The organism is Streptomyces boncukensis (assembly GCF_011045075.1).
Lineage (GTDB): Bacteria > Actinomycetota > Actinomycetes > Streptomycetales > Streptomycetaceae > Streptomyces > Streptomyces boncukensis.
Window position 1 is genome coordinate 1 of record NZ_JAAKZZ010000876.1, and the last position, 1823, is coordinate 1823.

The 1823-nt window shown below is 77.7% G+C and carries 3 protein-coding genes; all 3 read right to left on the reverse strand.

What is annotated here, in order from left to right; all coding sequences use genetic code 11:
• On the reverse strand, positions 1 to 589 hold a 589-nt coding region (locus G5C65_RS36580), incomplete at its 3' end, for a hypothetical protein (protein ID WP_241266320.1).
• Positions 586 to 1368: an ATP-binding cassette domain-containing protein gene (locus G5C65_RS36585; RefSeq protein WP_165303349.1), complete on the reverse strand. Its 783-nt coding sequence runs from the start codon at positions 1366 to 1368 to the stop codon at positions 586 to 588. The genes G5C65_RS36585 and G5C65_RS36580, both read right to left, overlap by 4 nt.
• Positions 1365 to 1823 (reverse strand): FecCD family ABC transporter permease (locus tag G5C65_RS36590; RefSeq protein WP_165303350.1); only part of this gene is annotated, 459 nt, incomplete at its 5' end. The genes G5C65_RS36585 and G5C65_RS36590, both read right to left, overlap by 4 nt.

A 1823-nucleotide genomic window follows, 5' to 3' on the forward strand; every position in this document is an offset into this window, starting at 1 on the left:
GCCGCCCCACGTCCCCCGCGCCCGCGCAGAACTCCGCCCAGCGGTCCGCCAGCGTCCCCGGGTCGGCCCGCGAGGCGCACAGCGCGGTCGCGCAGCCGTGCGCGACGCCGCCGCGCAGCTGCCGCAGCCCGGCTCGCGTCCGCGCGTGCAGCGCCTCCGCCAGCGGCAGCAGATGCGTGTGCAGGACGGCGCCGTGCAGCGCCGTGCGCGCCGGCTCCAGCAGCCGCGCCCGACGCAGGCGCACTCCGCCGATGCCGTGCGCGGCGGGGAGCACCAGCACGTTGTGCGGGCGCACGTCCCACACCCGCCCGCTCAGCGCCCAGTCCAGTACGGCCGCTGCGGTGACCCGGCCCGCGTAGACCGCGATCAGGGTCAGCGCCGCCGCGTGCGCGGTGCGGTGGCCGCTGGCCGCCGTCTCCGCGTCCAGCAGCCGCGTCAGCTCCGGGCTGTCCGGCGTCAGCAGGCGGTCGGCGGCCAGCCAGCCGCCGCCCGGCGCCCCCGACGCTTCCGGCGCGCCCACCGCGACGTCGTAGCGCGGCCCGTGCGCTGCCGCGAGGTGCCCCGGTGCGAGGTGCTCCGGCGCGCTCACTCGACCGGCCCCAGGTACACCACCGTCGGCGCCCCCGTCGCCGTGTGCGTGCGCACCTGGGCCCGGACCCCGTACACCTCCTCCAGCATCGCCTCGGTCAGCACCTCCCGCGGGGTGCCGCCGGCCACCAGCCGGCCCTCCCGCAGCACATGGAGCCGGTCGCAGTACGCCGCCGCGAGGTTGAGGTCGTGCAGGGCCAGCAGGCTGGTGGTGCCCAGGCCGCGCACGAGGGCGAGGAGCTGCAGCTGGTGGCGTACGTCGAGGTGGTTGGTGGGCTCGTCCAGCACCAGCAGCGCCGGCTCCTGGACCAGCGCGCGGGCCGCGAGCACCCGCTGCCGCTCGCCGCCCGACAGCTCCTCGAAGCGGCGGCCGGCCAGCTCGCCGCCGCCGGTGCGCTCCAGCGCGTCCCGTACGTACGCCTCGTCGCGCACGGTGTCCGCCTCCCAGAACCGCTTGTGCGGGGAGCGGCCCATCGCCACCACCTGGTGCGCCGTCAGCCCGAAGCCGCCGGTGCCGTCCTGCGGGACGGCCGCCACCCGCCGGGCCCGCCGCTTGGCGCCCAGCAGCGCCGCGTCCTCGCCGTCCAGCAGCACCCGGCCCGAGGTGGGGCGCAGGGTGCCGTAGACGCAGCGCAGGAGGGTCGTCTTGCCGCTGCCGTTGGGGCCGATGAGGCCGACCGTCTCGCCGGGCTCCGCGTCCAGCGTGACGCCGTCCAGCAGCAGGCGGTCCCCGACGGCGTAGCCCACCGCTTCGGTGCGCAGCGACAGCGCGGGGCTCACGAGGGCACCCCCTCGGTGCGCTGGCTGCGGCGCAGCAGCCACAGGAAGAACGGGCCGCCGGTGAGCGCCGTCAGCACCCCCACCGGTATCTCCTCCGGCGCGGCGACCGTACGCGCTGCCAGGTCGGCCAGCACCAGGAACGCCGCGCCGCCCAGGGCCGCGACGGGCAGCAGCGTCCGGTGGGCGGCGCCCACCGCCATCCGCGCGGCGTGCGGCACCATCAGGCCGACGAAGCCGATCGCCCCGCTGACCGTCACCAGCACCGCCGTCACCAGTGAGGCGAGGACGAAGGCCGCCGCGCGGAACCGCCCGGTGTCCAGGCCCAGCACCGTGGCGTCCTCCTCCCCGGCCAGCAGCAGGTCCAGCGGCCGGGCCAGCGCGAGCAGCAGCGTCAGCCCGACGAGCAGGACGCATGCGGGCAGCAGCAGATTGTTCCAGCGCGCCCCGCCCAGCCC